Source organism: Clostridium algifaecis (assembly GCF_017874415.1).
Classification (GTDB): domain Bacteria; phylum Bacillota; class Clostridia; order Clostridiales; family Clostridiaceae; genus Clostridium_B; species Clostridium_B algifaecis.
Genome location: NZ_JAGGLM010000009.1, coordinates 12069 through 37397, shown reverse-complemented (window position 1 = coordinate 37397; position 25329 = coordinate 12069). Strand labels below are relative to the sequence as shown.

The window sequence follows — 25329 nt, the reverse complement described above, 5'->3', positions numbered from 1 at the left end:
CCCCTAAGTTTTATTAATACTACTTAACCCTATTAAAATTATAGAACAAAATTCTACAATATGGAACACTAAAAATTGATTTTTTTCCTTCTCATACCTATATTTAGAACCAAAGCTACAGTTATAAATGCTGTAAGAAGTGAACTACCACCATAACTCATAAACGGAAGTGTTATTCCCGTTATAGGAAGTAATCCTATAGTCATTCCTATATTCTGAAATATTGAAAATAGCATAGTTGAAACTAAACCTACACATACTACAGAACCAAATATATCTTTGGCTTCTTTAGCTATCTTTATTATTCTGTATAGTATAATTCCATAAAATGTTACAAGCATAGCAGCACCTATAAATCCCCATTCTTCTCCCACTACTGCAAATATAAAATCTGTAGATGCAAATGGTACATATCCACCAGATATTTGAGTTCCTTTTAAAAACCCTTTTCCAAGTATCCCACCTGATCCAATTCCTATTTGAGATTGTTTAAGCTGCAGCCCATAATTCAGTTGATATTTGTCCGGATTAAATAGTGCTAGTATTCTCATTTTTTGATAGTATTCTATAAGTGAAGAATTCCACGCTATGGCTACCACTACAGCCACAGTTAGTATCCCTATAATTATAGTCTTTGAATTTAAGCCTGAAGCAAAATATATTCCAAGTACGGTAAAAAAGCAAACCATAGTCATTCCTAAATCTGGCTGAACTACTATAAGTACCATTGGAATAGCAGCATAAAGTGTAAGTTTGCAGAAATTTTTTAAATTGTTTATGTTTCCTTCCATATCATCCAATTGCTTTGCAATCATAATTATTATACCTATCTTTGCAATTTCAGATGGTTGAAAAGATACAGGTCCAAGTTTTATCCAGGATGAAGCTCCATTAACTGTAGATTTAATTCCTGGAATTGTATTTAAAACAAGCAAAAATACGCCAAACCAATATATTACACTGGCATAATTTTCTATTATATTATAATCCAGAATAAGTATAAGATATGTTAATAAAATACCGCCAGCTATCCATATAAGTTGACTTTTCAAATAATACCTTCCAGATGTCATGTGCGTAGCACTATATATGTTTAAGACTCCAAATATAGAGATAATTAATACAGTTATTATTATTGTAAAATCCAGTTCCCTTAAATACCTTCTACTAATAGCAAATTTTTCTAGCATAATATCTCCTACCTCCATTAAAACTATATATGATTATAACACATATAGTTTAAAAAGCTATCTACCATTTTACTTTTTATGTTTAACATTTTTTATAGGTATACTTGCAATAAGTGCTGGTGATGAGCCTTCTATATCTTCTGTACTTGTCATTTTTACATCAACATCCCCACAATCTATCTCCACATACTTTGAAAGTACTTTTAAAATGTCTTCTTTTATATTTTCAAGCAAATCAGGAGACATATTAGATCTATCATGTATAAGTATCAATCTCAATCTTTCCTTGGCTACATTTTTGGAAGACGTTCTTGAAAAAATTTTAAATAAATCCATATACTTACCTCCTATTTATTCCAAATAATTTTTTTATAGAAGAAATAAAACCAGCTTGAGTTACATTTAAATTCATAAGTGGAATCTTTTCTCCAGTCACTCTCCTAGATATATTCCTAAATGCCTGGCCTGCCATAGAGTTATTATCTAAGACTGCCGGTTCACCCTTATTTGTAGATATAGTTATTTCCTTGTCATTTGGAACTACACCAATTAATTCTATAGCAAGACTGTCAAGTATATCGCTTACATCAAGCATTTCTCCATTTTTAGTCATTTCATAATCTATTCTATTTACTATAAGTTGATGATTTTCTAGTCCCCTGGCATCTAATTTTCCAATAACTCTATCAGAATCCCTTACAGATGTAACTTCAGGATTAACTACAATTAATGCCCTGTCTGCACCAACTATGGCATTCTCAAATCCCTGTTCAATTCCTGCAGGACAATCAATTATTACATAATCAAATTCTTTTTTTAATTCAGATACAAGCTTGGACATATCTTCACTTTTCACATCTTCCTTATCTCTTGTTTGTGCTGTAGGCAAAAGACACAAATTAGGAAATCTTTTGTCCTTTATAAGTGCCTGTTTTAATTTACATTTTTCTTCTATTACATCTATTAGTGTAAACACAATTCTATTTTCAAGTCCCATAAGAACATCAAGATTCCTAAGTCCTGTATCTCCATCGACTACAACTACTTTTTTATCTAAAGCTGCAAGTCCCGTACCTATATTAGCTGTAGTAGTAGTCTTACCTACTCCACCTTTACCTGATGTTACTACAATTGCTTCTCCCATTTACAAAAACCTCCATTAAATAAATTTATTTGGTAAATATGAATCTATATAAATACATACAGGTACTTATAACCAATTAAGTACTAACGCTATCTGTATAATATTATACTAAATATAACAAACTTAATCTATAATATTTGAATAACCTGATTTATTTTAACAATTTAATAAAAAATAAAGGTTTATTCAATTTATATTTTCCACAAAATGCTTAAAAATTCCTCTGTAAAAATAAAAAATCCCTCAAATAAGAAAGATTTTTTAAATAAATTTATTTGGAAGGTACGGTTCTACAATTATTGTATTTCCTCTAACTTTTGCCACCTCTGGATATTCAGGTTTAATATTATCTTCAGGTGACCTTGTAACTATATTGGCAATTTGAAGCATTTCTGGCTGAAGACAAAATGCAGCAACTATCGCCCTGCCATTACCGCCATATCCTGCATGCACATATCCTTTAAGCGAACCAAATACAATTACATTACCACCCGCATATATTTCTGATCCAGAATTTACATCTCCTATTATAACTATATTTCCAGAATAATCTACAATCTGTCCACTTCTTACAGTCTTTCTTAAAAATTTAGTCCTTCCTTCATAAATTCCTGAAAATATTTTATTTGATTTCTCTTTTCTATCTTCAAGTATGCAGTCCCTAACTAAAAATTCATCAAATAATATATCTTTTAATTTTATATATTGTTTTTCATTTATATATTTCAAATCTGTAGTTATTTTTAAGGTAGAACCTCTATAAAAAGTTTTACCCGGTGAAAGTCTTTCACTTAAAGCTTCAACCATTTCGTCAAAATCTTTAAACTTATTCATGTTTATAATTATATTTATTCCATCTCTATTTCCCTTTATCTTTATACTATCTTCCAACATATCAGACCTCCATAATACCTACATTATATTATTTCAACACAATATTTGTAAATCCTCCTTAATTTAAAATTTTTCTCTTTAAATACATTAAATTTGCGAATAGAAAGCCACCTATCCGCAAATTTAATATTATAATATTCTCTATGCTGAGAATTAAAAATTCAATTTTGTGATGCAGTAGTACTTTGAGTGCTCGTGCTATTGTTTAATTTAAAATACGCAGAATAAATAGCTTTTGCAACTTCAGCAGAACCTGCTCCCTGACCACCATCAAATACTACAACACAGACAGCTATTTGTGGTTTATCAAGAGGTGCATATCCAACATATTCAGCATAGTCAGTTCTTCCTATCTGCTCCTGATTTCCCATACTTGCAGTACCTGTTTTTCCTGCTGTAGGTATAGGGAAATTGGCAAATGTCTGGGATGCAGTACCTTTTTCATTAACAGCTTCCATACCAGCCTTGACAGCAGCTATATTAGAAGCCTTGACTCCAGTATTTTCTATAACACTAGGATTTACATTCTCTATAACTTTTCCGTTTGAATCCAATATTTTATTTACAAGATGTACTTTATATCTTGTTCCACCATTTGCAATAGTTGCAATATAATTTGCCATCTGCAGTGGTGTAAACTGGTCAATTCCCTGTCCAATAGATGCATCTTCTATATTTGCAGGAACGTTCAACTGAGCATTTGCATCAGATACTGTTATATAATAAATTGCCTGAATTATTGAATTTAATTTGCTGTCGCTGATTTCTTTTCCATTATATGCAGGATCTTCACTTATAAGTTGTGAAATCAAATCTTTATATTTTGCCTTGTCAAAAGCTTTATCACCATTTTTTATAGAGTCTTGTATTAAATTTTTGATATTTGTCTTTATACTCTTAACTTTACTTGAATCACTATCATTATCATATAAGTTTATCTGAGTAAATTTATGTCCATAATCATCCTGTCCGTTTTTTAGTGAAGACATAGTTTTCCAAAGATACGTGCTTGCAAATGTATTTTTGTTTGTTACAGTATTGTACACCTGACCGAATTTTTCTGGAATTTCTATACCGGTAGATGCTTTAACATTTCCACTTGTAGATACTCCAAGCCCAAATTTCCATGCATATTTAGCTAAAGTATCATCTCCAAAATACTCTCTAATTCTCTTGCCAACTGTCATAAAATAAGGGTTACTGGATTTTTGTATTGCTGAAGCTAAATCAACATAACCATTTGCGCCATCCAATTCAAATTTTACAATTTTTCCACCTTTATCAAATATACCTTCATCATCGACACCAAAATCAGGGGTTATTGCTCCACTTTCAAGTCCTGCAATAGCTGTCATTGGTTTAAATGTTGATCCTGGTGGTATAAGTGATTGTGTTGCATAATTATAAAATGGTTTTGGATATATATCGTAAGCATCCTGTCTTATAGTTGTATTATTTTTTATACTTTTATCTATAGGGAAGAGTTTATTGAGTGCATCCTCTTCAGTTCCGCCTAATCTGCTTGCAATTCCCCTCTGTTCAATATATTGTTTCCCGAATTTTTCTAAATCAGGACTGAAATATTGATTATATAAATCTGTTGATAGTCTCCCTGGTACTGCAAAAAGATTAGGGTCATATCCCGGCCTGCTGGCTAGTGCAATTACGCCTCCTGTATTGACATCAATTACAACTGCTGCTGCCCTGGTTGCATTGGTTGTATCTGACCTTTGCTGTCCATACGGATTTGATCTAAGTTCTTGCATCCTGGTATCAAGTGCTGTCTCAGCTGCTTTCTGTACATCCTTATCTATAGTAAGCTGTACTGTCTGGCCCGGATAAGGATCTTTTTTGCCAAGCTCCTCGGTTATCTTTCCATTTTTATCAAGCTTTACTATTCTTCCGCCCTTTGATCCTTTAAGTCTATCTTCAAGCGCAGCTTCAATACCAGCCTGACCTATATAGTCACTATTTGAATCATATCCTTTTTCAGTGTATTTATCATAGTCAGTACTTATTTTTGATATATATCCAATTACCGCTGATGCTAAATCATTGTTAGGATAATATCTTATTGGCTGTGTATTTACATCTACTCCCGGCAGGTCACTAAGCATCTGAGAAAATTTTAATGCAGTCTCTTTGTTCATATTGCTGGCTATAGTCACAGGATTGTAGCCTGAGAAACTGTGCATCTTTATAGTATCTTTAATAATCATAAATCTTCTCTGTTCTTCAATTGGATATGCACTGCTTATTTTGTACTGCTTAAGAAGCTTATTAAAGGTATCCTGCGGTGATATCTTCATTAATTCATCATTAACCTGTTTCTTTAAGTCATCATCTGAAATATTTTTATTATTTGCTTTTATCTTTTTTTCTATGTCCGTATTAAGTCCTCTATCCCTTTTAAACTTTATCTCAAGAGCCCTTCTTGTATTTGCATCATCGCTTCTAAATTCAAATTTAAAAGGATTTATTTTAAGTTCAAAATCATCCTGCTGGGTCTCACCATTAGCATCAAGTATCTTGAACACTTTGTCCATAGTTTTGAAAAAGTATTTATCACTCTCATCTGTCTGATTGTAAACCAGAGTATAACTCTGTTTGCTTGTGGCAAGAACTGCTCCATTTTTGTCCAATATATTTCCTCTCGGCGCCGGATCTGATATTTCCTTAATAGATTTATTGTTTGCTTGCTCCTTGTAGTCATCACCTTTTACAATCTGCAACAAAAAAAGCTGTACTCCAATACAACCAAAAATAATAGCCATGATTACAATAAGAGCAGTATATCTAGACATTCTTTTTTTCCCTTTTTTTAATCTCATAAAATCACCGTTCCTCTAAAATTTCCACTTGCTTTCCATGTAATTTTTTTTAGAAAATTTATATACTGTCTTATACATAAAGATGCAAATAATCATGTCATATATACTGATAAAGAACATATTAGTTATATCTGAATATATTCCACTCAAATTCAATGTAAAAAATAATAGCAGTCCCTTCAAATTCGCAAGTAAAAAGCAGAAAATAATAGGAATAAATTTTTTTTCTTTAAATATACTGTTGCCTAAAATTCCAGCTATCACACATATTATCATATTTAAGAAAGTATTTATCCAGAATCCGTCTATAAAATAAATGTCCTGAAGTATTCCTGCAAAAACTCCAAGCCACAGCCCTTCCCAACTTCCACTGGCAATAGAATAACATACTATAAATACAAAAAGTAAACTTGGATATATATTTCTTATAGGGAAAAAAGGAACAAATACATTGTCAAGTATAAAGAGCAAAATCGATATAAGAATTAGCATTAATATTTTTTTCATATACATCACCTTAATACTTTATGTCTATTTGATTTTTTGGAATTACTATTAGCATTTCCTCAATCTTATCAAAATTGACATATGGCTTTATTATAGCATTTTTCATTACTTTTCCCTTATCTAATTCTACACTTACAACAGTTCCTATTCTTATTCCTTTAGGATAGGAATTATCAATTCCAGAAGTTAAAATCGAATCTCCCTTTTTAATTTTAGATTCACTTGGGAGATAATATATTTTTCCAAGGTAACTATTTGTTCCTTCTTTATATCCTTTCAAAATTCCCTCTTCTGAAATTTCATTTTTTTGATCCGTATTTTCAAGTTCTGCTCCAACAGCAGAATTTTCGTTAGATAATGCTTGAACTATGGCCCAACCTTTTTCAACATGTGTTACTGTACCAACAAGACCTTTGTCTGTAACAGCGACCATGCCCTTCTTTATTCCATCATTACTTCCTCTGTTTATTGTAAATTGATCCAAAGCATCATTTCCGCCTCTGCCTATTATGTCACATCCTATATAATTATATTCTGATCTCTGCTTTTTAAAATTAAGCATTTCTCTCAAGTTAGTATTTTCGTTTTTTAAATCTTTGTACTCCACAAGCTTGTTTTCCAGTTCACTATTTTTTTTATCAAGCTGCTGATTTTCACTTTTAATACTTGAAATATTTATTATAAATCCTAAAGACTGTTTTATGCTGTTGTTAAATTTATATACTCCACCCTGTATTGTGTTTAATGCACTGCCCATACCATTTCTCATAAAAAATGTGCCGCCATTTTTTATGCTAAAAGAAATTAAGATTAAAAATGTAACTGACAGTATTATTATAACTACTGCCAGTTTATTCTTAAAAAATCGCATAATCCACCACTCTATTTTCTACTAGCTACTATTTTATCTATAGTATCTAGTGCTTTTCCTGCACCGAGCGCTACACAATCCAGTGGAGTTTCTGCTATATGAACTGGAATATGGGTTTCCAAATTTACAAGCTGATCTAATCCTCTGAGCATTGCACCGCCGCCTGCCAGCATAATCCCTTTGTCCATTATATCAGCTGCAAGCTCTGGTGGAGTTTTTTCAAGAGTTGTCTTTATTGAATCTATTATTGCAGCTACAGGTTCCTTCAATGCACCTCTTATTTCTTCTTCATTTATAGTTATAACTTTAGGCAATCCAGTTACAAGATCTCGTCCTCTTATTTCCATTTCATTATTTTCACCTATATCATAAGCTGAACCTAATTCTATTTTTACATTTTCTGCAGTTCTCTCACCTATCATTAAATTGTATTCTTTCTTTATATAATTTACTATAGCTTCATCTAATTCGTCTCCTGCAATTCTAAGTGATTTACTTGTAACTATTCCTCCAAGTGATATTATAGCAACCTCTGTAGTACCACCACCTATGTCCACAATCATACTTCCTGTTGGCTCATTTACAGGTAATCCTGCTCCTATAGCAGCTGCCATAGGTTCTTCCATCAATAATACATCCCTTGCGCCTGCATGCTTTGTTGCTTCTTCTATTGCTCTTTTTTCAACTTCTGTAACTCCAGATGGAAAGCACACAAATATTCTAGGACTTGTAAATGCAGATTTAGGACTAACTTTTTCAATAAACTTTCTAAGCATTGTATGAGTTACATCAAAATCAGCAATAACCCCATCTTTAAGCGGACGTATTGCCACAATATTTCCCGGTGTCCTACCTATCATGTCCTTTGCTTCATTTCCAACAGCCATAACTCTTTTAACATCACTATTTATAGCAACAACAGAGGGTTCCCTAAGCACTATACCTTTTCCTTTTACATATATTAAGGTATTAGCTGTACCTAAATCAATTCCCATGTCTCTTGATATTCCAAAAAATCCCATTTATATTTCTCCTTTCAGTTTACACTATTCCTTTTTCTTTTAAGCTAATATATATTCCATTTCCTATTATTAAATGATCAATAAGCTGTATTCCCAAAATTTCTCCACATTCTTTTATCCTAATAGTTACCTTTATGTCCTCATCACTTGGCGTTGGATCACCTGACGGATGATTATGGCATATTATTATAGATGCACTGCTTTTCTTAATAGCATCATTAAAAACTTCTCTTGGATGTACTATAGATGAATTTAAACTTCCTACAAAAACTTTTTTTACATTTATAACAATATTCTTTGTATTTAACATTATAACCTTAAGCTGTTCTTGTTTAAGCAACTTCATCTCTTCCATAACTAAAAAAGCAGCATCTTTAGGACTGGATATTTTATAATTATCACCATCTTTAAAAGATTTAAACCTCTTTGACAATTCTATCATGGCCAGGAGTTTGGAAGCTTTTGCTTTTCCTATACCATTAATTTTGGTAAAATCTTCTAGACTTGAATTAAAAACTCCATTCAGCCCTCCATTATCTCTTATAATTTTACTACTTAATGATATTATATTCTCATTTTTAGTCCCTGAGCCAAGAAGTATTGCTAAAAGTTCTACATTTGATAATGCCTCTGACCCATATCTAAAAAGTCTTTCCCTTGGTCTTTCATTTTCAGGTAAATCTTTGATTTTTAATGTTCTATTCATTTAAAAACTCCTTATTATAGATTTACCCCCATTCCAGTTAAAATTTGATAAAGTCTATTAAGAGGAAGGCCAACAACATTATAATAGCATCCATGAATTTCAGATACAAATACTCCTGCATAACCTTGAATGCCATATGCTCCTGCCTTATCTTTATATTCTCCTCTTTTTAGATATTTCTTTATTTGATCATCCGATATATCTGAAAACTTAACTACAGTTTTGACAAAATCACTTTTCACAGTTCCTGAAGTTTTGTCAATAACTGCTATTCCTGAATATACCTGGTGTTCATTTCCACTCAAAGCTTTTAACATATTAAAAGCATCATTCTCATTCTCCGGTTTTCCAAGTATTTTTCCATTTAAATATACAACAGTATCACATCCTATTATTATAGCCTGCTCATTTTTTAATTTGCTGCATACATTTTTAGCTTTACCTAAAGCAAGTTCCATAACATACTTGCCACAGTCACCTTCAAATCTGACGCTGTCTTCTTTAAAATCACTTACAAATACGTCAAAATTTTCTAAAAGTCTTCCTAAGAGTTGACGCCTTCTTATGGATGATGAAGCTAATACAATTTTCAATAAACCACTTCCTAATATCTTCTATATAATATTATAGCCACAATTACACCTATTATAGTCATAATATTAATATTAAAATTTATACCAATAGTAATAGTTAAAATTTTAAGACTTAATGCTAAAGGTGCGTTTGTGCCTATAGCATATGAATTCTTTAAAAATTTAAACATATCAAAGCTGCTGCCTATAGTATCGCCTATAAGGCTTCCGGCCACAGCTCCTAAAAATATCAGAAACCATAAAAGAACTGTACTTTTTCCTGCCCCTTTCACCTAAATCCCCCTAATTAACAATATATCTAATATAGTTTATCATTTAATAAAAGCATAAACAAGTACATATACCATTGTTCAAAAAAATTTTTAAATTAAGTATGAAAATGGCAAGTACTGTAAAATATATACATATACTTGCCAATTATTAAAATTATATATAATCAATATTTTTAATTCATATTTTTTAATTTACCATAAATATATATATAATTCTCATCAATTTTATCTTTAGGTAATTTGTCTGGAAATTTATTTATATAATCCCTTAAATCTTTAAATACATAATAGTTCTTATCACTTTTATTAACATCTTTTAATGAAGCACACCATTTTTTTAATTCATCAGTTTTTATTGATTCTACGTCTTTTTCAGAAAATTTATTCAATATCTGCAAATTTGCATTTATTATTTCTATTATTTCTGCATTACATAGACTGTCCTTTTTTATGCTAAAATTCATATTTGAATTATCCACTTTCTGCTTTGTTAGAGAAGATACAATGTCCTTTGCGCCTGCTTCTGTATATATTCCTAAAAAAACTCTTACTTTATCGCCGTCTTTTATTTCAAAAGGTACACCATAGCTTGAAAGTAATTTTTTTTCTTCATCCACATTGTTGTTATCCTTATATATACCGCCCTGAACAGCTATAAATTTAGTTTCACTTCCATCAATTGCAGATTTCTTATTATATGAATCTTCTGTTTTGTCTGCAGACATATCAGTTTTAATTGCATTTCCCCCATAATTGCTCATTAATATTTTGAATGCAAAAGTACCTATAATGAATGCTGTTATAAATATTAAGGTTATTATAATTACAAAACTCTTTGTCCCAGTTTTCTTTTTTAAGTCATATCGTGTGTATTTCATTTTCTCACCTCAATCTTCTTATTGTTAATATCTATATATTAAATATAAGTATGAGATGAAAAAAATATTACTTTTTGAAAAAGTTTATTTTAAAATCTTAACGCCTTCCAAATCAGGTTCAAGTAAAATTATGTTCCATTTATCTTCAAGCCCATCAAGAAATTTTTTCATACAATATGTAAATTCATCTGCATTTTCGTTTGAAATAACAGCCATTAATGTAGATCCTGATCCACTTATAAATTCACCTAAAGATTTAAGTTTGTTAGACTCTTTGAAAATAGCATCTAAATTTTTTATTAATTTTTTTCTATAAGGCTGATGAATTTTATCATCAAAACATAAGCTCAACTTGTTAAACTCATTATTATTTAATGCATTTACAAGCATTGCAGCTCTTGACATATTAAATATACAGTCCTCTTTTGAATAGGATTCTGGAAGAACTTTTCTAGAAAGAGCTGTACTCACTTCGAATTCAGGTATCATTGCTGCAAATCTTAACTGTGAAGGCAATTTAACTTTTGAATAAGTTATTTTATCTCCAACTTTTAAAGATATGACCATTCCTCCTAAAGCTGCAGGAACTACATTATCTGGATGTCCCTCTATTTCAGTTGCCAGAGAGATTATATCTTCCTGAGTCATTTTTACACCTGTAATCGAATTGGCAGCTTTTATGCCGCCAACTATACATGCTGAACTGCTGCCAAGTCCCCTTGACATTGGTATATCACATTTTGTTACATTTATTTTAAGTCCTTTACATGAATACCCCTGTTTACCAATAGTTTTCATTATAGTTTTGTATATTAAATTATCTTTAAAATCTTCTTCTTCTCTAACTCCATTATTATATATTTCAGTTCCACCATTTGTTTCTTGAACTTCAATTTCATTATATAATTTAAGTGCCATACCCAAAGTATCAAATCCAGGTCCCATATTTGCAGTGGTGGCCGGTATTCTAACTTTTACTTTAGACATATTATGTCCTCCCTTGCCAATCTAGTTTATGACTTTATAAATTAATTCGAGAAATTATTTTTCAAATATCAATAATTTCTTTGATGATTTAACATAGCCGTCTTTCTTCAAATTATAAATACAATCATCTATAATAGTTTCACTGTCTGCATTTATAAAGGCTACTACTTCATCTTTGTCCATAGATATGGCATTTGATAAAATATATGAACTTGTAAAATTAGCCGTTATATTCTCAATAACCTTTATTCTATCGTCAGTCTTTATTCTGATTAGCCATTTGCCATCCGTATTCCATTTTTTATTTATTTTAGCTTCTTCTTCATTAAAAGTAATCGCTTCTTCTTCTTTATGGATAACTATATCTGCAATATCTGCAAACACTGAGCTAGCTGTTGGGAACATGCCTGCACCTTTACCTGTAAATAATACATCTCCTACTGCATCCCCTTCAACTAAAATTGCATTGTATTCATCTTCAATTTTTCCAAGCACAGAATTCTCTTTTACCATAACCGGTCTTACTGATGCATATATATTGTCAGCATCTTTTTGGCTTACCCCAAGAAGTTTTATGCTGCATCCTCTCATTTTTGCATATTTGAAATCATTTATGTCTATATCCGTAATTCCCTCTATATTTATATCTTTCCAATAAACTTTTTTATTATATGCAATAGTAGATAGTATAGAAAGTTTCCTTGCTGCATCATAACCCATTACATCAGATTCAGGGTTTGCTTCTGCAAAACCAAGCTTTTGAGCAAGCTTTAAGGCATCTTCATAGCTCATATTATCATGATTCATTTTTGAAAGTATAAAATTAGTAGTACCATTCAATATTGATCTGATACTTTTTATTTCATTTCCAACCAAGCATTCATTCATTGATTTCAATATTGGTATTCCGCCGCCAACACTAGCTTCAAAGTGAATACTTACTCCATTTTTATTTGCAAGTTCCAGAAGTTCAGTACCATATTCTGCAATTAAATCCTTATTGGATGTAACCACATGTTTTTTCATTTCTAATGCCCTTTTTACATATTCATATGATGGATTAAGACCGCCCATTGCTTCTACTACTATATCAACCTTTTTTTTAAAAATATCTTCTATATTGTTAGTTAGCAAAGCCTTATTTTTGTTGTCCTTATACTTATCCATATCTCTAACCAAAATATTTGATATTACAAGTTCCTCATTCAATCTGTTTTTAAACTTATTCTTATTTTTTAATATAAGCTCGGCTACCCCACTGCCAACAACTCCATATCCAAGCATAGCTATAACTGCCATGTTTATTGCCTCCTTTTTATTTATCTTTTTATTTATATAAAAAAACAACCTCTCAAATTTTAAATTAATCTATTCAACTGCTAACAATCTGACATTTACAATGCTGTCCATAGACTTTATCTCATCAACCAACTCATTGGTATCAATTATAAGCTTTGAAGCATCAAAAGTTATTGTAACACTAGCCACATTATTTATAGGTATATCCTGATTTATTGTGAGTATATTTCCCTTCATCTGTGCTATTTTGTCAATTATTTTAGATAAAGTTCCTGCTTTATGCAAAACCATAAAACCCAAAGTAACTTTATGACCGGCTACACCCTCCGACATTGTAAAAACAGAATCTTTGTATTTATAATAAGTGCTCCTGCTTATCCCAATTTTTTTTACACCTTCGGATATATCTTTTACACTACCAGTTCTAAGAAGTTCCTTGACTTTTACAACCTTCAGAAAAACATCAGGAAGAATTTCTGAATCAATTATTAAAAACTTATTATTCATAATCCTCTCCTTGTCCGTATATAGCGTACAAATGTACGTATGTAAAATTTATATTTCCTATAGTAACACATATTAATTAATAATTCAACAAAATTTAAAAATTGCTCACCGCATTTATTAACATATGTTTAAAAAAAGCATTGTTTTTTAATTAATTGTTAAATGTCAACGTTTCATTTAAATTATATTTCATAAAATATCATCAATAAATCCAATTTAAATAAAAAAACATCTCACAATAATGAATAACTATTATTGTGAGATGTTTTCTTTCGTTCTAATATATATAATAAATTTATTTTTCAAATATTATATAAGGAACTGTTACTATAGCAATATTTCTTCTTTTTAGAAGCATAGTCTTGATAAGGAGTGCAGTCTGATTATGGAGTATGTTCCCCCACCACTTTGTAACTACAAACTGTGGAAGAACTACGGTTACAGTATCTTTTGATCCAGCTGCATATTCTTCTGACTCTATAAACTTTACAAGAGGTCCTACAATACTCCTATATGGTGATTTCTTTACTATTATTGGTATTCCTACATCATATTCATTCCATTTTTTCAGCAGTTTTCCTGTAGCTTCGTCATCTACAGATACATGAAATACTATTATATTATCAGATATTGTCCTAGCATAATTCAACGCCTTTAAGAATGACTTGTTAAGTGTATCTATTGGAACTATAACGTATCTCTTCTGTTTCTCAAAATCTATATCCTTAGGCTTTTCATTTAATGGCAGTTTAAGCTGTCTTGCAACCTCTGAATAATGTCTTTTTATAGCTAACATAAGATAAACCATTGCAGGTATAAGTATAATAACAATCCATGCTCCGTGTTTAAATCTAGTAATTCCTATAATAATAGTTGTTATAAAAGTTAGAACTGCTCCAGTACCATTTATAAGAGACTTATGAACCCATCCTGATTTTTTATTTTTAACCCATCTCACAAACATTCCTGATTGAGATAGCGTAAAAGATATAAATACACCTACAGCATAAAGCGCCAATAACAAATGAGTATCTCCTTTAAATACTATAACAAGCAGACCAGATAAAACTCCAAGTATTATTATTCCATTGGAATATCCAAGCCTTTTTCCCCTTTTTGCAAACTGTCTTGGTACAAATCCATCTTTGGCCATAAATGCCATTAAAAGTGGCAAACCTGCAAAAGCAGTATTACCAGCCATAACAAGTATAATAGCTGTAGTTGCCTGAATTTCATAGAACATAACATTTCCACCAAATACCTCATTTGCAATTTGTGCAAGTACAGTTATCTGGTCATTAGGTACTGAATGATAGATTGTAGATAAATATGAAATTCCACCAAACATCAAAAGTATTGTAAGTGAAAGAAGTTCTAGAACTCTTTTTGCATTTTTCTGTGATGGCTCTTTAAAACTAGGTACACCATTACTTACAGCTTCTATACCAGTTAAAGCTGTACATCCAGCTGCAAAAGCCCTTAAAAACAAAAATAAAGTTATATCTCCTGAAATTTGAGGTATTTTGTATATTGATTTAGGCACATATCCTAAAAAGTGTACCTTGAATATTCCCCATATAATCATAAATAATACAGAAACTATAAATAAATAAGTTGGAATTCCAAACATCTTTGAAGATTCTCTTATACCTCTTAAATTTCCAATAGTCAAAAATACTATAAGTACCAGAGTTATGACTACTTTATGCGGCAGCAGCGAAGGTGCCGCAGAAGTTATAGCAGCCGTGCCCGCAGAAGTACTTACTGCTACCGTCAATATATAATCAATGGTTAGAGAGGCACCTGCTACAAGTCCAGGAATTGTTCCTAAATTATCCTTTGCTACTATATAAGAGCCTCCACCTGTAGGATATGCATCTATAGTTTGTCTATAAGAAAATGTAAGCATGAACATTAAAAACACAATGCAAAGCGATGCATACAACATATACTTATATGACAACATTCCCAGTACAGGAACAAGCACCAAAAGTATTTCCTGTCCGGCATAAGCTACTGATGAAATTGCGTCGCTGGACATTATTGGTAGTCCCCAAAATATATTGAATTTCTCTCCCTTTAGCTGTTCAGTTTTCAAGCTGTTTCCTATTAAAAACTTTTCTAATTTAGATCCCATTTTCGCACCTCTAAAAACAAATTTTGCTTTAATTTTTTAGTTTTAGTATGAGATTGATTATATATTATTATTAATTTTTATCATAATTCATTTTTTTACATTTAAAGCTGATTTAAAACCGAATTAGTTAATTTTAGCAAAGATATATATTATTCTTTTTGTTTTTCATTACAATTCTTAAATTTATATAAAATATATTTCTTAGTATAAATTAGTTTGTTCAATTAATTTATATATATTCATACAAATTTTTTTCTAAAATAAATATATAAATGTTATACTTAATCTAAAGTAATATAAATATACAAATTTATAGTAAGGATGATATCAATGTGTCAATCAAATAGCAACTCATTATTGAAAAATGCTTTACTATCCTCCACAATTCAGTCCATCTGTGATTCTACATATGATGGTATTATAATTGCAGATAAAAATCTAATTGTAAAAAAAGCAAATGCTGCTGCTATTAAAATATTGGGGATGGATGATAAATTTCTTTACAAAATTAATTTAAATAAAATTTTAAGAAATGATATACTTGATAAAATAATGATTACAGGAGAAAAAGTACTTGATGAAGACTGTACTTTTTATGTAAACAATAGCAAAATAAGGTGTGTAGTAAATATAATACCTGTAAAAATAGATATTAAAATATTAGGGATAGTGCTTTCTATAAGGAATACTAAAAAATTACACAAAATAGTAAATAATGTAGTTGGATATAAAGCTTCCTTTACTTTTGACGACATCATAACCAAATCAGAAAGCATGAAAAATATTATAAAACTTGCAAAAAAAGCTGCAAAAACAAATTGCAATATACTTATAGAAGGTAAAAGCGGTACGGGTAAAGAAGTATTTGCCCAATCCATACACAACTATAGTGCAAGGCATATGGCGCCTTTTGTTGCTGTTAACTGTGCTGCAATACCAAGAGAATTAGTTGAGAGTGAATTGTTTGGATACGAAAAAGGTGCTTTTACAGGAGCTCTGACAGGTGGTTATCCGGGAAAGTTTGAACTTGCAGATGGAGGTACTATATTTTTAGATGAAATAGGTGAGCTTCCGCTTGATATTCAATCAAAGCTTTTGAGAGTACTTGACAATTTAAAAATAGTAAGAGTAGGTTCTACCCACGAAAAATCTATCAATGTTAGAATTATTGCCGCTACAAACAAGCTTCTGGAGGAAGAAGTTAAAAACAATAATTTCAGAAAAGATTTATTTTATAGACTCAATGTCATGAATCTGCACCTTATACCATTAAGTCAGAGAACTGAAGACATAGATCTCTTTGCTCAATATTTTGTAAATAAATTAAATATGAAAAACCCAAGTTCTCCTAAATATTTGGATTCTTCATATATAAACAACCTAAAGCTTCATAACTTTGATGGAAATATAAGAGAACTTAGAAATATAGTTGAAAGATCTTATTATTTATGTGAAGATACTACAATAACTTCCAAATATGAGTCTTTCAGCCCTACTAAAAGTGCTCCAAATTTTTTACCTGACAACTTTAAAGATATACTGCCACTAAATAAAGTAGAAAAAATTTGTATAGAAAATGCACTTAATCACTTTCATGGAAATGCAGCAAGTGCAGCTCAAATATTAAAAATAAGCAAAGCAACCATATATAGAAAAATAAACAAGTTCAACATAAATTTAAAATCGTTCGATTAAAAAAAATTATAGTTGACAACATAAAAAAATGTGTTTATAATACTAATATGTTGAGTTAAGTTAATGCGAGAGTGGCGGAATAGGCAGACGCGCACGTTTGAGGGGCGTGTGAGTAACATCGTACGGGTTCAACTCCCGTCTTTCGCACCAAATAATCTTTTTGAAAATGATTTCAAAAAGATATTGACTTTATATAAAACAAGATTTATAATAATTTTGTAATATGAGTTTTGAAAATTGAATTTAATTTCTAGGGTATTCGTCAGGCTTTAATTTGAACCTACATTATAAAAAAGGGAGTTCAATATTTAGATGTGTATATGTAACCTTTGAGTCATAGGAAGTGATAGAATCATCTGTGAGGACACCCACCTATCGGGAGATAGGTGTCAAATGAAGTCAGCGGTATTTTGGATTATAAAAAAGCTTTAAAGAGAGATGTTTTATTATGTCTCTCTTTTTATTTTAATGTTTTATCAAACTTACAAATATAAGGGTAAATGCCATATTACACTTTACCCTTATATTTATAATCAATCTCATTTGTATATATATTTATATAGTTTATAGCTAACATTTACTTTCTTTACATACTTATCAGTCTCTTTAAAAGGTATATAATGAAGATTTTTTCCATCAGAGGAATGCTCCGACTCCTTAAGCCATTTTTGAACATTTCCCCTGCCGCCATTATATGCCGCCAGCACTAAATCCATATTACCATTAAATTCAGTTTTTAAATTATTTATATACCAGCACCCCATATTTATATTAAACTTAGGGTCTTCAAGCATATCCTGCCTAAAATTATATATACCCATTTTTTGTGCCGCCCAACTGGCAGTATCAGGTGTTATCTGCATAAGCCCTATGGCATCTTTATTTGATTTTACATTTTCTTTAAATCCACTTTCCGTCTTTATTATAGCCATTATAAAATATGGATCTAAATTATATTCTTGCGAATATTCTTTTATATATTCTGAATACTTTAGAGGATAAAAATGTTTTACAATATTCTTTGCATTTAAAACTATAAATAAAATAAGTATAAAAGTTAATAACCTTTTTGCAAACTTCAATGCTGAGTATGCCCTAAATATACTTCTTTAAGGCACTTCACCCCCCTATGTTTAGTAATTATTTTTTCAAATATAATTTTCAAGTTATCTTTGGTACTAGCTATATCATTTGAATTGTCTAAAATAAAATCTGCATATTTCTTTTTTTCATCTAACAACATCTGAGAATTAATTCTCATTATTACCTGTTCTGAAGTCAGATTGTCTCTCTTTTTTACTCTTTCTATTTGTATATTTTTATTAACCCATACAAGTATAACATCATCTACATATTTCTGAAAATTATTTTCTATAAGTGTTGCCGCATCTAATACACATAATTCATTTCCCTGCATACTAAACTTTTTCATTTCAGAAAGTATATCATTTTTTATATAAGGCATTATTATTTCTTCATATTTACATTTTCTATCTTTATCTTGAAATATAAAATTTCCAAGCTCTCTCCTTTTAATATTTCCATACTCATCAAAGAACTTTTTGCCAAAATTCAATTTAATACCGTTCATTATTTCAGGATACTTGTTTAAAACTGTCCTGCTTATAATATCCGCATCTATTACTGGAATCTTGTTATTTTTTATTATATTGGAAATAGTACTCTTTCCACTTCCAATTCCTCCAGTAAGTCCTATTTTTATCATAAACACACTAACCTCCATTAATTATAACTTTAAAGGCTTTTATTTTTATTTAATTTCATACCAATTATTGCCTAAATTAATATCCGTTTCAAGTGGAACTTTAAGAGAAACTGCATTTTCCATTTCAGTTTTCACTATGCTCTTAACCTTTTCTATTTCATTTTTATGTACATTCAAAATAAGTTCATCATGAACTTGAAGTATAACTTTACTTTTTAAATTTTCACTTTTTAATTTGCTATATACATTTATCATAGCCACTTTAATGATATCAGCAGCACTTCCCTGTATAGGAGTATTCATAGCTAATCTTTCACCTAATGACCTAACTATTTTATTGGATGACTTTATTTCTTTTATAAATCTTATTCTATTCATTATAGTAGTAACATAGCCTTGTTTTTTTGCACTATCCACAATATCATCCATATATTTTTTTACATTTGGATATCTTTCCAGATATTTATCTATATACTCTTTAGCCTCAGCTCTCGATATATTCAGATCTTTTGCCAGACTAAAATCACCTATACCATATATTATTCCAAAATTTACTGCCTTAGCATTATTTCTTTGAGCTTTAGTAACTTCATTTATTGGAACATTAAATACCTCAGATGCAGTTTTTGTGTGAATATCACTGTGATTCTTAAAGGCATCTATTAAATTTTTATCATCTGCAATATGTGCAAGTACTCTGAGTTCTATCTGTGAATAATCAGCGGATAGTATAACAGAATCATCATCATCCGGAACAAATATTTTCCTTATTTCTTTTCCCATTTCATATTTTACAGGTATATTTTGAAGATTAGGTTCTGTACTCGAAAGCCTGCCTGTAGCAGTTACAGTCTGATTGAAATTAGAATGAATTTTGCTATCTGCATCTATAACAGAACTTAAGCCCTCAATATATGTAGAGTAAATTTTAGAAAGCTGCCTGTAATACACTATTTTTTGTATTATAGGATGTTTATCCATAAGTTTTTCAAGTACTGAAGCATTTGTGGAATATCCAGTTTTAGTCTTCTTTATAACAGGAAGATCCAATTTTTCAAATAATATTTTTCCAAGCTGTTTTGGTGAATTTATATTAAACTCTTCTTCTGAAAGATCATATATATCCTTTTCGACTTTATCTATTTCAAGTTTAAATTTTTTTCTCAATTCATCTAATTTGTCTCTGTCTACTCTAAACCCTTCACATTCCATAGCTGAGAGAACCTTGCACAGTGGAAGCTCAACTTTATATAAAAGATTTTCCATATCTTTTTCATGTATTTTTTTCTCTAAACATTCATATGTATTCTTTAAAAGTAAAGTTTCCTCCACCATAAATGTATCATCATCACATGATATATCAATTCCAGTACATTCTCTTATAATATCATTTAGATTATACTCTCCCCTGGATGGATTTAAAAGATATGCCGCTATTTTTATATCAAATTTTACGTTAATTAAATCTATGCCTTTCTTGCTTAATATGTTATATGCAGTCTTGACATCATAGGAAACTGTCGCCATACCCATATGATTAAATAACTGTTTTAGAATATTAACTGTTTTCTCCTCATTTTCTTCGAAAATATCCTTTATGTAAACTACATAATTGCTGTTATAAAAATTTATAAAAATTTTGTCTATAAAACTTTTCGAATATACTTCATTATTTAAAGTATTAAAATTTACATATAGTATTTCATTTTTTTTATTTGAAACTTTATTTTCTATAAAATCATTAAACTTATCCACATTGTTTATAACTTCAAAATTCAAATTTAATTTTGCCTTTTCTTTTTCTTCACTTTCCTTAAGTCCCGGTATCTTATTTATTAAGGACTTAAATTGAAGTTTTTCAAATAAATTTTTCAAAGATACTATATCATAATTTTCTTTTGATTTTATTGATTCAAGGTCTATATCAACAGGCACATTCTTCATAATTGTAGCAAGTTTTTTACTGAATATTGCCTGTTCTGAATACTTTTCAAGATTCTCTTTTAATTTTTTACCACTTATATTATTTATATTTTCAAGAACATTCTCAATATTTTTATATTCCTTGATAAGTTTAAATGCAGTTTTTTCACCTATACCTGGAACACCGGGTATATTATCCGAATTATCACCCATAAGACCCTTTACATCTATAAATTCTTCTGGAGTAACCCCATAATCTTCTATCATTCTATTTTTGTTGTATATTTCTTTTTCAGTAATTCCTTTTTTAGTTATAACTATATTTATTTTATCAGAGGCAAGCTGAAGAAGGTCTCTATCACCTGTTACTATATATACTTCTATTCCTTTGCTTTCTGCAAATGTAGATAAAGTTCCCATAAGGTCATCTGCTTCGAATCCATCTATTTCGAATTCATCTATAGATAAATACTTTAAAATATCCTTTAAAATTGGAAATTGCTCTGCAAGTTCAGGTGGCATCTTTTTCCTTCCAGCTTTATACTCTTCATATTCTTTATGTCTAAAAGTAGGTGCACTTCTATCAAAAGTACATACTATATAATCAGGAGTTATCTCATCTCTCATTTTTAAAAGCATATTTACAAAGCCCAAAATTGCATTGGTATGAATTCCTTCATTATTTGTAAGATCAGGCAGTGCATAAAATGCTCTATTCATTAAACTATGTCCATCCAATATTAATAATCTTTCATTAGTCATTTAATTGCTCCTTTTTTACCGCTTTTATTAATATTTTATCACAAATATTTTTTCATTGTTATTTATAAAAAATAATTTTATATTGTTTAATATTATTGTAAATATAAATAAAATATACTATATTAAACTAACTATTTAAAAACTTAGCAAAAAGTATTAAAATTATATTAGAAGGTGTTTTTATGATTTTAAATTATAATTTTATGAATAATATTCCAGTATTCAGATGTACTTTATGTGGAAAGTGCTCTAATATTCTTGAATCTACATCTTATACTTCTATCAAAAATAGAGGTTGCTGCTGGTATTTTCCTGAATACAGACTAATAGACATCAAAAATATTATAGATAATGGTAAAAGTAATTTTATATATTATCTAGTATCGCTTAAAAATTCTTTATTAAAAAGTTATTCAATAAAAATTAACGGAACTTTTCTAAAAAATAAATATGCAGACTTTATAAATTCTAATAAAAAGTATGAAAATTTTGATACATCTCTCTTTTTTAAATTATGTCCATTTTTAAGTAAAAATGGATGCAGTTTGAATTTTATATTGAGACCACATCCCTGTAACTTATATCTATGCAGACGGGTAATAAAATTATGTAGGAAAGAATACAGAACTTATTTTGAAGAAAGACAGGATTACTTTGCCTACTGCAATTATTCAAATGAATGTATAAAAGAAGATTTAATAGAAAACAATGTAGATTTAATTAAAGATATACATAAATCCATGGATATAATAAAAAAATGTTCCATAGGGAAATTCAGCCCCAGAACCTTAATTTCTATACATTTTAATTACTCTCAATACAATCACAGTGCTTAATTTTTATATATAACTATTGAGATAGTATGATATATTTGATAAAATTATATTGTTTGCAAAACGATTATACACACATTGGGATTATTTCAGTCCCAGTGGGATAATTATAAAACCATATGCAAATATAATATTTATAAATCAGGAAGGAGATAAAATATGATTTATTCAACAGAAGTAGATAGAATGTGCTGCGTAGCTAAAGGTCCAAATCATGGGCCAGCTCCAATTCCAGAAGAAGGGAAATGGGTACAAGCTAAGGAAATTAAAGATATATCAGGATTAACTCACGGTATAGGTTGGTGTGCTCCACAACAAGGTGGCTGCAAATTAACTTTAAATGTTAAAAATGGCATCATAGAGGAAGCTTTAGTTGAAACTATAGGATGTTCAGGAATGACTCATTCAGCTGCTATGGCATCAGAAATTCTACCTGGAAAAACTATACTTGAAGCATTAAACACAGACCTTGTTTGTGATGCTATAAATGTAGCAATGAGACAATTATTTTTACAGATAGTTTATGGAAGATCTCAAACTGCATTCTCTGAAGGCGGACTTCCAATAGGAGCAGGCCTTGAGGATTTAGGAAAAGGTCTAAGAAGCCAAGTTGGTACTATGTACGGAACTAAAGCTAAGGGAACTAGATACCTTGAAATGACTGAAGGTTACGTTAATCATATAGCTCTTGATAAAAATAATCAGGTTATAGGATATGAATTTATAAGTCTTGGGAAAATGATGGAAGCCATTAAAAAAGGCATGGAACCTGCTGAAGCTTTAAAGAAAGCTACTGGTACATACGGAAGATATGACGAAGCTGCAAAAATCATCGATCCAAGAGAAGAATAAGGAATAGGAGGAAAAGATTGTTATGGCATTATTTGAAAGTTATGAAAGAAGAATAGATCAAATTATACCTGTATTAAAAAAATATGGTATGAATTCATTAGAAGACGCTAAAGCTGTATGCGACGAAAAAGGAGTAGACGCTTATAACATAGTTAAAGGCGTTCAGCCAATTTGTTTTGAAAATGCATGTTGGGCTTACACTGTAGGTGCTGCAATAGCAATTAAAAAAGGCTGCAAAAAAGCTGCTGAAGCTGCTGAAGCTATAGGAGAAGGCTTACAATCATTCTGTATTCCTGGTTCTGTTGCAGACGATAGAAAAGTTGGACTTGGACATGGAAACTTAGCTGCAATGCTTTTAAGAGAAGAAACTGAGTGCTTTGCGTTCTTAGCTGGACATGAATCATTTGCAGCTGCTGAAGGTGCAATTGGACTTGCTAATTCAGCTAACAAAGCAAGAAAAAAGCCATTAAGAGTTATATTAAACGGTCTTGGAAAAGATGCTGCTTTTATAATCTCAAGAATTAATGGATTTACTTATGTTCAAACTAAATTTGACTATTATACAGGAAAACTTAACATAGTTAAAGAAACTGCATATTCAGATGGAGAAAGAGCACAAGTTAGATGCTACGGAGCAGATGACGTTAGAGAAGGTGTTGCTATAATGCACCATGAAGGCGTCGACGTATCAATAACTGGAAACTCAACTAACCCAACAAGATTCCAGCATCCAGTTGCAGGAACTTACAAGAAAGAATGTATTGCACAAGGAAAGAAATACTTCTCAGTTGCATCAGGTGGTGGTACTGGAAGAACTCTTCATCCAGATAATATGGGTGCAGGTCCTGCTTCATATGGCATGACTGATACTATGGGAAGAATGCATTCAGATGCTCAATTCGCAGGTTCATCATCAGTTCCAGCTCACGTTGAAATGATGGGACTAATCGGAATGGGTAACAACCCAATGGTTGGTGCATCTGTTGCTGTAGCAGTTGCAGTTGAAGAAGCTATGAATAAATAAAAACTAATTTAAAAGGCTGTTCACATTATTTTAAGTAAAATTTTAATGATGTGTGCAGTCTTTTTCTGTGCATTTTAGTAGGCTTATATGAAAATAAAAAAGAATTACCAGTTATGACACCAGTAATTCTACTTGACTATTGCTAGAGTTATTTTATGAATAATAATTCTGTGTGACTGCTTTATTATAGCTGAGTCCAATTCTTTGTGTACACTTTACCATTAAAAAATGTTATAGTGATGGCTTTTGTATCAAATGTTTTTTGATAATGATAAAGTTCCATTTTTCCAACTCCAGGTGTTTCACTTTCACTAACAGATGTTGGTTCACCTAATAACTTTTTAACTTCTTCTTTCGTCATATTATTTTGAATTTTATCATAAGTTTCTTTTGTAATTTCTGACTTTTTATCCTTCTTGGTGCTGCTATTTGCTGATGTTGACTTTTGTGATGCATTGTTTGAATTTGTTTTTGAACCATTTGAAGCAGCACTTACAATAATAAATAATGCTATAATACCGATAACAATACATAATCCTATTTTCTTTTTCTTCACTTTTGCACCGCAATGTGGACAAGTTTTTGCTTTTTTACTAATTTCTTTTCCGCAATCTTTGCAATTAATCAAATTACCCATTTTAACCCTCCCATTTCTATTTCATGGTCAGATTATATC

At 30.3% G+C, this 25329-nt stretch carries 24 protein-coding genes, 1 tRNA gene and 1 other RNA gene; 6 read left to right on the top strand and 20 right to left on the bottom strand.

Features of this window, described 5'->3' with window-relative positions:
• Positions 1 to 68: 68 nt before the first annotated feature.
• From rodA to J2Z42_RS08065, 16 genes are all read right to left on the bottom strand, one after another.
• Positions 69 to 1190: a rod shape-determining protein RodA gene (rodA, locus tag J2Z42_RS08140; protein ID WP_209702153.1), complete on the bottom strand. Its 1122-nt coding sequence runs from the start codon at positions 1188 to 1190 to the stop codon at positions 69 to 71.
• A gap of 69 nt (positions 1191 to 1259) precedes the next feature.
• Positions 1260 to 1526, bottom strand: coding sequence for a cell division topological specificity factor MinE (gene minE / locus J2Z42_RS08135; protein ID WP_209702152.1), 267 nt, complete (start codon positions 1524 to 1526; stop codon positions 1260 to 1262).
• A 4-nt stretch (positions 1527 to 1530) separates the two neighbouring features.
• Positions 1531 to 2334: a septum site-determining protein MinD gene (gene minD / locus J2Z42_RS08130; RefSeq protein WP_209702151.1), complete on the bottom strand. Its 804-nt coding sequence runs from the start codon at positions 2332 to 2334 to the stop codon at positions 1531 to 1533.
• Between the two features lie 261 nt (positions 2335 to 2595).
• A complete protein-coding gene (minC, locus tag J2Z42_RS08125; protein WP_209702150.1) occupies positions 2596 to 3228 on the bottom strand; it encodes a septum site-determining protein MinC in 633 nt (210 codons plus the stop codon).
• A 161-nt stretch (positions 3229 to 3389) separates the two neighbouring features.
• On the bottom strand, positions 3390 to 6059 hold the full coding sequence (locus J2Z42_RS08120; protein WP_209702149.1) for a penicillin-binding transpeptidase domain-containing protein: 2670 nt from the start codon (positions 6057 to 6059) through the stop codon (positions 3390 to 3392).
• Between the two features lie 15 nt (positions 6060 to 6074).
• Positions 6075 to 6566 carry a rod shape-determining protein MreD gene (gene mreD, locus J2Z42_RS08115; protein ID WP_209702148.1) on the bottom strand — a complete coding sequence of 164 codons (492 nt, stop codon included), beginning with the start codon at positions 6564 to 6566 and terminating at the stop codon, positions 6075 to 6077.
• Positions 6567 to 6576: 10 nt separating this feature from the next.
• Complete coding sequence (gene mreC, locus J2Z42_RS08110; RefSeq protein ID WP_209702147.1) at positions 6577 to 7437, bottom strand: rod shape-determining protein MreC; 861 nt, start codon at positions 7435 to 7437, stop codon at positions 6577 to 6579.
• Positions 7438 to 7448: 11 nt separating this feature from the next.
• Complete coding sequence (locus tag J2Z42_RS08105) at positions 7449 to 8459, bottom strand: rod shape-determining protein (RefSeq protein WP_209702146.1); 1011 nt, start codon at positions 8457 to 8459, stop codon at positions 7449 to 7451.
• A 19-nt stretch (positions 8460 to 8478) separates the two neighbouring features.
• Positions 8479 to 9165 (bottom strand): RadC family protein, encoded by a 687-nt coding sequence (radC, locus tag J2Z42_RS08100; RefSeq protein WP_209702145.1) that lies wholly within the window; start codon positions 9163 to 9165, stop codon positions 8479 to 8481.
• 14 nt (positions 9166 to 9179) lie between these two features.
• Positions 9180 to 9758, bottom strand: coding sequence for a Maf-like protein (locus J2Z42_RS08095; protein ID WP_209702144.1), 579 nt, complete (start codon positions 9756 to 9758; stop codon positions 9180 to 9182).
• Between the two features lie 11 nt (positions 9759 to 9769).
• The gene (locus tag J2Z42_RS08090; RefSeq protein WP_209702143.1) at positions 9770 to 10030 is read right to left on the bottom strand and encodes a DUF4321 domain-containing protein; all 261 of its coding nucleotides are present in this window, start codon (positions 10028 to 10030) and stop codon (positions 9770 to 9772) included.
• 173 nt (positions 10031 to 10203) lie between these two features.
• Positions 10204 to 10908 (bottom strand): hypothetical protein, encoded by a 705-nt coding sequence (locus J2Z42_RS08085; protein WP_209702142.1) that lies wholly within the window; start codon positions 10906 to 10908, stop codon positions 10204 to 10206.
• Between the two features lie 84 nt (positions 10909 to 10992).
• Complete coding sequence (gene thrB / locus J2Z42_RS08080) at positions 10993 to 11895, bottom strand: homoserine kinase (protein ID WP_209702141.1); 903 nt, start codon at positions 11893 to 11895, stop codon at positions 10993 to 10995.
• A gap of 54 nt (positions 11896 to 11949) precedes the next feature.
• On the bottom strand, positions 11950 to 13194 hold the full coding sequence (locus J2Z42_RS08075; RefSeq protein ID WP_209702140.1) for a homoserine dehydrogenase: 1245 nt from the start codon (positions 13192 to 13194) through the stop codon (positions 11950 to 11952).
• Positions 13195 to 13263: 69 nt separating this feature from the next.
• On the bottom strand, positions 13264 to 13701 hold the full coding sequence (locus J2Z42_RS08070; RefSeq protein ID WP_209702139.1) for an ACT domain-containing protein: 438 nt from the start codon (positions 13699 to 13701) through the stop codon (positions 13264 to 13266).
• Between the two features lie 295 nt (positions 13702 to 13996).
• Entirely contained in the window at positions 13997 to 15838 is a 1842-nt protein-coding gene (locus J2Z42_RS08065; RefSeq protein WP_209702138.1) for an APC family permease, read from the bottom strand.
• Positions 15839 to 16168: 330 nt separating this feature from the next.
• On the opposite strand from J2Z42_RS08065, the gene J2Z42_RS08060 reads away from it, so the two are divergent.
• The 3 genes from J2Z42_RS08060 (at position 16169) to ssrS (ending at position 17954) form a co-directional block, all read left to right on the top strand.
• Complete coding sequence (locus J2Z42_RS08060) at positions 16169 to 17533, top strand: sigma-54 interaction domain-containing protein (RefSeq protein ID WP_245331546.1); 1365 nt, start codon at positions 16169 to 16171, stop codon at positions 17531 to 17533.
• Positions 17534 to 17598: 65 nt separating this feature from the next.
• Positions 17599 to 17683 (top strand) — tRNA-Leu (locus J2Z42_RS08055).
• Positions 17684 to 17777: 94 nt separating this feature from the next.
• Positions 17778 to 17954: non-coding RNA, 6S RNA (gene ssrS / locus J2Z42_RS08050), on the top strand.
• A gap of 118 nt (positions 17955 to 18072) precedes the next feature.
• Here the strand turns inward: ssrS and J2Z42_RS08045 are convergent.
• Genes J2Z42_RS08045 through polA form a run of 3 tightly spaced genes read right to left on the bottom strand, consistent with a single transcriptional unit; the run spans position 18073 to position 21944 of the window.
• Entirely contained in the window at positions 18073 to 18615 is a 543-nt protein-coding gene (locus J2Z42_RS08045) for a lytic transglycosylase domain-containing protein (RefSeq protein WP_209702136.1), read from the bottom strand.
• The gene (gene coaE / locus J2Z42_RS08040; RefSeq protein ID WP_209702135.1) at positions 18612 to 19259 is read right to left on the bottom strand and encodes a dephospho-CoA kinase; all 648 of its coding nucleotides are present in this window, start codon (positions 19257 to 19259) and stop codon (positions 18612 to 18614) included. The genes J2Z42_RS08045 and coaE overlap by 4 nt, the downstream gene beginning before the upstream one ends.
• A gap of 45 nt (positions 19260 to 19304) precedes the next feature.
• Positions 19305 to 21944, bottom strand: a complete 2640-nt coding sequence (polA, locus tag J2Z42_RS08035) for a DNA polymerase I (RefSeq protein ID WP_209702134.1) — start codon at positions 21942 to 21944, stop codon at positions 19305 to 19307.
• Between the two features lie 182 nt (positions 21945 to 22126).
• Between polA and J2Z42_RS08030 the strand changes: the two genes are divergently transcribed.
• The 3 genes from J2Z42_RS08030 to J2Z42_RS08020 all read left to right on the top strand — a co-directional run bounded on the left by J2Z42_RS08030 (position 22127) and on the right by J2Z42_RS08020 (position 24653).
• Positions 22127 to 22780: a hypothetical protein gene (locus J2Z42_RS08030; RefSeq protein WP_209702133.1), complete on the top strand. Its 654-nt coding sequence runs from the start codon at positions 22127 to 22129 to the stop codon at positions 22778 to 22780.
• Between the two features lie 156 nt (positions 22781 to 22936).
• Positions 22937 to 23629: an iron-sulfur cluster assembly scaffold protein gene (locus tag J2Z42_RS08025; RefSeq protein ID WP_209702132.1), complete on the top strand. Its 693-nt coding sequence runs from the start codon at positions 22937 to 22939 to the stop codon at positions 23627 to 23629.
• A 22-nt stretch (positions 23630 to 23651) separates the two neighbouring features.
• Entirely contained in the window at positions 23652 to 24653 is a 1002-nt protein-coding gene (locus tag J2Z42_RS08020) for a GGGtGRT protein (protein WP_209702131.1), read from the top strand.
• Between the two features lie 184 nt (positions 24654 to 24837).
• Here J2Z42_RS08020 and J2Z42_RS08015 read toward each other — a convergent pair whose 3' ends face one another.
• A complete protein-coding gene (locus J2Z42_RS08015; protein WP_209702130.1) occupies positions 24838 to 25290 on the bottom strand; it encodes a zinc-ribbon domain-containing protein in 453 nt (150 codons plus the stop codon).
• Positions 25291 to 25329 lie beyond the last annotated feature (39 nt).